Genomic DNA, 6,000 nt, shown 5'->3' on the forward strand with positions numbered 1-6,000 from the left:
TGAAGGATACCCTTTCCTCCCTCGTTATGGATCTATCACTCCATTCTTTTGCCGTCATGCCCCTGCTTCTGCCGTCATGCCCGCCTGCGCGGGCATGACGGCAGAAGCTGAATGAAGGGAGTGCCCCCCGGCAGCTCATCCGTCGGGAGATTCGGATAGACCCAAAAAATTCAAGGCAGATTACTCCGTCGTCCCCTGGACAAGGTTTATCGAGCCGGAAGTGCCAGGGTCGGTCTCAATAAGATTTTAACTACGATCCATACCTAGCCAACCCTGGCTGAAGCAAATAAGTATGTCGCCGGAGAGTGGAAGAGAGCCAATGCACCCCGACTGGTGCTGAGCCTCATGGAGCGGTACCACAGAGGGCCGCAACGGCTCAGGATGGAGGAAGAAGACTCCGGCCAAAGCCTCACTGTAAAACACCATAAACTCCTTCCTGTGAGGACATCCGCAATCAGCCCTTCTCCAGACCTGTTAAAGCTTAGCGGCAGCCGGAGCAAATAATGACCGGCAAGCAGAGTTTTAGCTGGATTAGGAGTGGCGGCTTTTATATAGTCTGCTCAAATCTCAATCAGGAGGCGGCTGCATGCGGAAGAACAGACCGCCCAAAGATCGGAGCAATCTCCCCCCAATAGAGGCCATGCGCCAAGACCCCACAACAAGGAGCTGGAACCATGTTTGAGCTGCAGGATGATACCATTATTGTCGACCAAGAGACCTCCCGCCTGGAGGCCTTTCGACTGGAGGATACCACCAGGGCCCCGGCTATTATCTTGTTCATCGATGAAGATGAGCCGCAGATGGTACCCCTGGACCCCAACAAGCCAATACCGGTCAGGGTGAAGTCCAGAAACAGCGAGACAGAGATTCAGGTCATCAGCTACGAGGAGATAAAGGCCACCCTGGCCGCGCGCTAAGGGCTCCAGCGGGCAGAGGTCGACGCCGAGCGATCGACGCGGGTAGGAGCCCCATTCAAGGGGGCACACGCATCCCTGAATGGTGCTCCTCCTTGCTGCTGCCTTGCCCACACCCCATCATCCTCCCCCTCCTTCCCCGTACCCTCAGCGCCTGTGAGCCTAGAGGGGTTCAACCAGCCAACAGGGGCTCGAACAGCCTCTGCTCACAGCAGCTTTTTTTCTGGATCCGGCCGGGCTCCACGGCCATGGGCTTTTTTTTCTTTGACATATTCAATCATATTAATATAAATATTAAATGCATTTAATACCGATTGCCGGTACTACCGCTCTTTTGTTTGAAAACAGATACAGGGGGAGAGATGATGAACCGTACGCAAAAAAACGACTATGGGATCGTGATTTTCAAGGAGGGTACGCCTCCGGGGGAAAGGCGAAAGGCCATGTTTTTTTTCACCGTGCTCAGCCTGATCATCCTTGGCCAGGCCTGCTATTGGCTGGTGGCCAACAGTGTTGAGCCGATCGTCCTGGGTATGCCCTTTGGGATGTTCACGGTGGTGATCCTGATTGTCCTTGAGTTTGTCGCCCTGGCAGCCATGTATCTACTGGAGCCCAAAGAGGCACCACAGACAGGAGAGCAGCGATGAACTGGATGATCACCATGGCCGTTATCGTCGCCTATCTGGCCATTGTCTTCTGTATCGGCTCCTTTGCCGGACGGGGCAGGGAGAGCTCGGTGAAGGAATATATTACCGCCAACTCCAGCCTGGGCTTTGTGGTGCTCTACTTCCTGATGGGCGGGGCTATTTTTTCCGCCTTTGCCTACCTTGGCGGCCCCGGCTGGGCCTACTCCAAGGGGGCGGCTTCCTTTTTTATCATGGGATACTGCGCCCTGGGCCTGGTGCCCTGGTGGATCTGGGGTCCACGTGCGGCCCGGGCCGGAAAAAAATTCAACTACGTGACCCAGGCCCAGCTCTTTGCCGGCCGCTTTCAGTCCAAGGCCCTGTCCGCCATCGTGGCCGCGGTCTCCATCCTGGCCTTTATCCAGTATATCACCCTGCAGATGAAGGGCAGCGCCTATGTCTTTGAGATTGCCTCCGGGGGCCGGATTCCCTTCTGGGCCGGTGCAGCCATCGCCTATATCGTTGTGGTGGCCTATGTCTTTTTCGGAGGGGTCCGCGCCGTGGCCTGGACCAATGTGTTCCAGGGGGTGTTCATGGTGGTCACGGCCTGGGTGCTGGGGCTCTACTTTGCCTACTCCCTCTATGACGGTCCCACCAACATGTTTACCCTGATCGCCGAAAAGATGCCCACCCACCTGCTGGTGGGACCGGGCACCAAGATGGGATACGTGGAATATGCCACGGCCGTGCTGGTCTCGGTGCTGGGATTCTCGATGTGGCCCCATCTCTTCATGAAGGCCTATACCGCGGAAAGTGAACGCACCCTCAAACGGACCATCGTCTGGTATCCCACCTTTGCCATCTTCCTGGTGCCGGTGCTGTTCATCGGTTTTGCAGGGATCATGCAGGTGGACCCCGAGGTCCTGGGAGCACCGGACCGCATCCTGCCCTGGATGTTTGCCAACATGCACTTCGGCCCGGTGGCCATCGGCATGGTCCTGGCCGCAGCCCTGGCTGCCGCCATGTCCACCCAGGACACGATCACCCATGCAGCCGGGTCCATCTTTGCCCAGGACCTGGTCCAGGCGCTGAAAAAAGAGCCCCAGAGCGAGGCCGCTGCCACCCTCTGGATTCGGGTGTCGGTCCTGGGATTTGGCCTGATCTCCTACCTGGTGGCCGTATTCGGCGGCCAGACCCTGGTTTCCCTGCTGCTCGGCTCCTACGGCTCCATTGTCCAGCTGCTGCCCCTGACCGCGGCCACCTTTTTCTGGCCCAGGGCCACCAAGGCAGGTGCCATCTGCGGTGTTATTACCGGTGTCACCTTTAACTACCTGATCGTCCTCAAGGTGATTCCCAAGTTCGCCGGTATCCACCCCGGCCTCCAGGGACTCTTCTTGAATATCCTGGTACTGGTCGCGGTTTCCTACCTGACCAGGCCCATGGATAGAGCCCATGTCCGCCAGTATGTGGAATTGTAACCAGCTCCATGGGCAAGGAAGAGGATAGAGCTATGAGTGTACTGAAATCCACTGTTGAGAGCTACAGATCGACCATTTTCGAGTACCGCCACGCCCTGCACCGGATCCCGGAAACCGCCTTCAGCGAACGCAGGACCAGCGCCTTTGTCGAGGAGCAACTCAGCAAACTGGGGCTTGAACTGGAAACAGGCATTGCCCAGTACGGCCTCACCGGCCTGATGAGGGGTGAGGGGCCTGGGGCGAAGGACGGCAAGACCCTGATGATCCGGGCGGATATGGACGCACTGGCAGTGACGGAGGAGACCGGCCTGCCCTGGGCATCCACCCATGAGGGCCTGATGCATGCCTGCGGCCATGACGGCCACATGGCCATGGTGATGGGCGCGGCCCTGGTGCTCAACACCATGAAGGACCGGCTCAACGGCCGGATCAAGTTTCTGTTCCAGCCGGCAGAGGAGGGACCCGGCGGGGCCAAGCCCATGATTGAGGCCGGGGTCCTGGACAATCCCCGGGTGGACTATGCCCTGGGCGCCCACCTCTGGCCCGCCCTTGAACAGGGCAAGATCGGGATCAAGGAGGGGCCCCTGATGGCGGCCATGGACTTCTTTGAGCTGACCATCAGCGGTAAGGGCGGACACGGGGCCATGCCTCACCTCTGCATCGATCCTGTTGACACGGCCGCCCAGGTCATCAACGGACTCCAGCGCATTACCAGCCGCCAGATGAGCCCCATCAGCCCAACGGTGGTTACCATCGGCAGTATCCATGGGGGCAGCAGCTATAATATCATACCGGATACGGTCCAACTGCAGGGCACCACCCGGACCTTTGACCGGGACATCTGGGTCTCATGGCCCCAACGGATGGAGCAGATCATCAAAGGGATCTGCGAGTCCATGGGGGCCGAATATTCCCTGAACTACCAGCCGGGATACCCGCCGACACTCAATGACGCCGAGATGGCTGAACTGGCCGGACAGTGCGCGATCCGGGTGGTTGGGGAGGAGCATGTTACAAGCCCCGAGCCCACCATGGGAGGGGAGGACATGTCCTTTTACCTGGAAAAGACCAAGGGTTGCTTTATCTTTCTGGGAACCGGCCGCCCCGGGTGCGCGCCCCTGCATAACAGCAGCTTTGACTTTGATGAGGAGGTGCTGCTTACCGGGGTGGAGCTCTTCGCTGAGATGGCCTTGACCCTGCTCCGCTAAACTCCTCAGCCTGCCCCGGGAGCCTCCATCCCGGGGCAGTTTTTCAGCTCACTGCAGCGAAGCCCTCTCGATCAGCCTGGTCAGGTATAGGGCCAGATCGGCTGGCTCACGGTACGCCTCCAGGACCCCGCTTTCCACGATCCCCACATCCTTCTTAAACTGGTCAATGATAACCTTGCCAGCGGTGTAAAAGCCGATGATCTGACCGTTGAGCCGCCCCTGCAACAACGACATGTCATGGGTATAGAAAAAGACCCGTTCCGCCTCGCCTTCGGTCCTTGCATGCTTTAACAGACAGTTGAAACCCGTTTCCAGCTCAGTCAGGTAACACCTGAACCTGGGGTAGCTCTCTATGAACTCCCTGATATTGAGAAGATGCCGGATCTTGAGCTGCCGCTCCCTCTGATCTGTGCAGGAGAGCACATAGTCATCAAGGGCCCTCTTGCTGATATAGTGGTGCATCACATACTTGCCGAGCTGGCGGATCAGGTTCTGCTTTCGTTCTCTGGCGATGGCCCGCCTTAACTCGTTGTGAATGGGGTGAAGCCGGTGGGCACTCCTTTCCAGAAAGGCAAACCTGAGTTCCTCGGGCTGGAGGATCACGGTGGGGTGATTGGTATTGATGGTTTTGGGGCCGGGCAGGCTCTCTGTGGCCAGGAGGAGCAGCTCGTAACCGAAAAAATCCCGGGCCGCATGCACACTGTTGGATGGTTTCTGTTTTTTGGCATTTTCAATAAAGGCAGGGATATCATCGGGATTGAGTTTGGAGCGGTCAAAAATCGTCAGCAGTTCATCTATGGCCTCAAGATCCAGGCCCACGGCTGTTGCAAACTTCAGCAGCTTATCCCGGCTGACATTGGCGATGTTCCCCTGTTCCAGGTCCCGGATATAGGTGTTGGTCAATCCCGAAATATTGGCAATCTGATTCCTGGGAATCATGCTCTTGGCAACAACATCGCGGATGTAGGCGGCCTTTTTTTCCTGTCGAGTGGTCATGGAAGGAGTATCGTTTTCCCAAGGTATAGTTCGCTGGTTAGAGGAGGGACAACTCAGCCCTAGAGGCTAGAGGCTAGAGGCTCTGCACCCGTTTTCCGGGCACTACCGTCCCAGCTGTAATCAGGCAATCAGACGACCAGAAAGAGCATCGGCCAGACAGCTGCCGACCCGCCTGGACACCATAACGATCTTCCTGCCACCACCTCGCCCGGGACCCTGCTCCTGCCCCTGGCATGACGCCCCTCCTTACGATGCAGCTTGCTGCATTCCCTCGTGATTAGCTTCTGATCATACTTTAAAAAAATAGGCTGGTCGATGATTCCCTTATCAATCCCGGGATGCAAGGCCTTCCTCACACCCCTTCAGCAGAACTCACGAGCCTGGCAACCGCAAAGAAGTCAATGATACAGGGTACTTTGAAAGATGGTTCTATCCGGATCTCCCAAGGCATGAGCAGCGGAGGTCCTCCCCTCTCTTCATTCCATTTTTGGCTGTCATTCCCGCGCAGGCGGGAATCCAGTCTCTGCGGAAGCAGGAGTCCCCCTTGGCTCGGGATCTTGGCAGGCAGGGGGAGAAGGGGCCACTCTGCACCGCGGTGTACAGCGACCTGTCAGAGCCGGCCTGGAACCATATCCTGAAGGCTTACTCTAAACACCTGGATGCCAGCCTCCGCGGGCATGACGTACAGGTAGAGAAGGGCATGGCGGTAGAAGCGTGCATCGATGGAGCCATGAATGCCCCCAGAACCAGCCAGACCATCAGCTGCCATGCCCTTCAGCTG

At 57.6% G+C, this 6,000-nt stretch carries 6 protein-coding genes; 5 read left to right on the forward strand and 1 reads right to left on the reverse strand.

Annotated features, from left to right (window positions below):
• The first annotated feature begins 674 nt into the window (after window positions 1–674).
• The 4 genes from G494_RS0120895 to G494_RS0120915 all read left to right on the forward strand — a co-directional run bounded on the left by G494_RS0120895 (window position 675) and on the right by G494_RS0120915 (window position 4,223).
• Entirely contained in the window at window positions 675–917 is a 243-nt protein-coding gene (locus tag G494_RS0120895) for a hypothetical protein (RefSeq protein ID WP_028586072.1), read from the forward strand.
• Window positions 918–1,276: 359 nt separating this feature from the next.
• A complete protein-coding gene (locus G494_RS0120905; protein WP_153305985.1) occupies window positions 1,277–1,561 on the forward strand; it encodes a hypothetical protein in 285 nt (94 codons plus the stop codon).
• Complete coding sequence (locus G494_RS0120910) at window positions 1,558–3,015, forward strand: sodium:solute symporter family protein (protein WP_035247955.1); 1,458 nt, start codon at window positions 1,558–1,560, stop codon at window positions 3,013–3,015. The genes G494_RS0120905 and G494_RS0120910 overlap by 4 nt, the downstream gene beginning before the upstream one ends.
• Window positions 3,016–3,047: 32 nt before the next feature.
• Complete coding sequence (locus G494_RS0120915) at window positions 3,048–4,223, forward strand: M20 metallopeptidase family protein (RefSeq protein ID WP_051305942.1); 1,176 nt, start codon at window positions 3,048–3,050, stop codon at window positions 4,221–4,223.
• A gap of 48 nt (window positions 4,224–4,271) precedes the next feature.
• Here the strand turns inward: G494_RS0120915 and G494_RS0120920 are convergent, their stop codons facing one another.
• Window positions 4,272–5,219 carry a helix-turn-helix domain-containing protein gene (locus G494_RS0120920; RefSeq protein ID WP_028586076.1) on the reverse strand — a complete coding sequence of 316 codons (948 nt, stop codon included), beginning with the start codon at window positions 5,217–5,219 and terminating at the stop codon, window positions 4,272–4,274.
• A 544-nt stretch (window positions 5,220–5,763) separates the two neighbouring features.
• Here G494_RS0120920 and G494_RS0120930 point away from each other — a divergent pair.
• Window positions 5,764–6,000, forward strand: a 237-nt coding sequence (locus G494_RS0120930; RefSeq protein ID WP_028586078.1) for a hypothetical protein, incomplete at its 3' end; no start/stop codon positions are given.

This window comes from Desulfogranum mediterraneum DSM 13871 (assembly GCF_000429965.1).
GTDB lineage: Bacteria > Desulfobacterota > Desulfobulbia > Desulfobulbales > Desulfobulbaceae > Desulfogranum > Desulfogranum mediterraneum.

Coding starts and splice junctions, on each gene's coding strand:
- G494_RS0120895 (WP_028586072.1), top strand. CDS start 675: ATGTTTGAGCTGCAGGATGATACCATTATTGTCGACCAAGAGACCTCC.
- G494_RS0120905 (WP_153305985.1), top strand. CDS start 1,277: ATGATGAACCGTACGCAAAAAAACGACTATGGGATCGTGATTTTCAAG.
- G494_RS0120910 (WP_035247955.1), top strand. CDS start 1,558: ATGAACTGGATGATCACCATGGCCGTTATCGTCGCCTATCTGGCCATT.
- G494_RS0120915 (WP_051305942.1), top strand. CDS start 3,048: ATGAGTGTACTGAAATCCACTGTTGAGAGCTACAGATCGACCATTTTC.
- G494_RS0120920 (WP_028586076.1), bottom strand. CDS start 5,219: ATGACCACTCGACAGGAAAAAAAGGCCGCCTACATCCGCGATGTTGTT.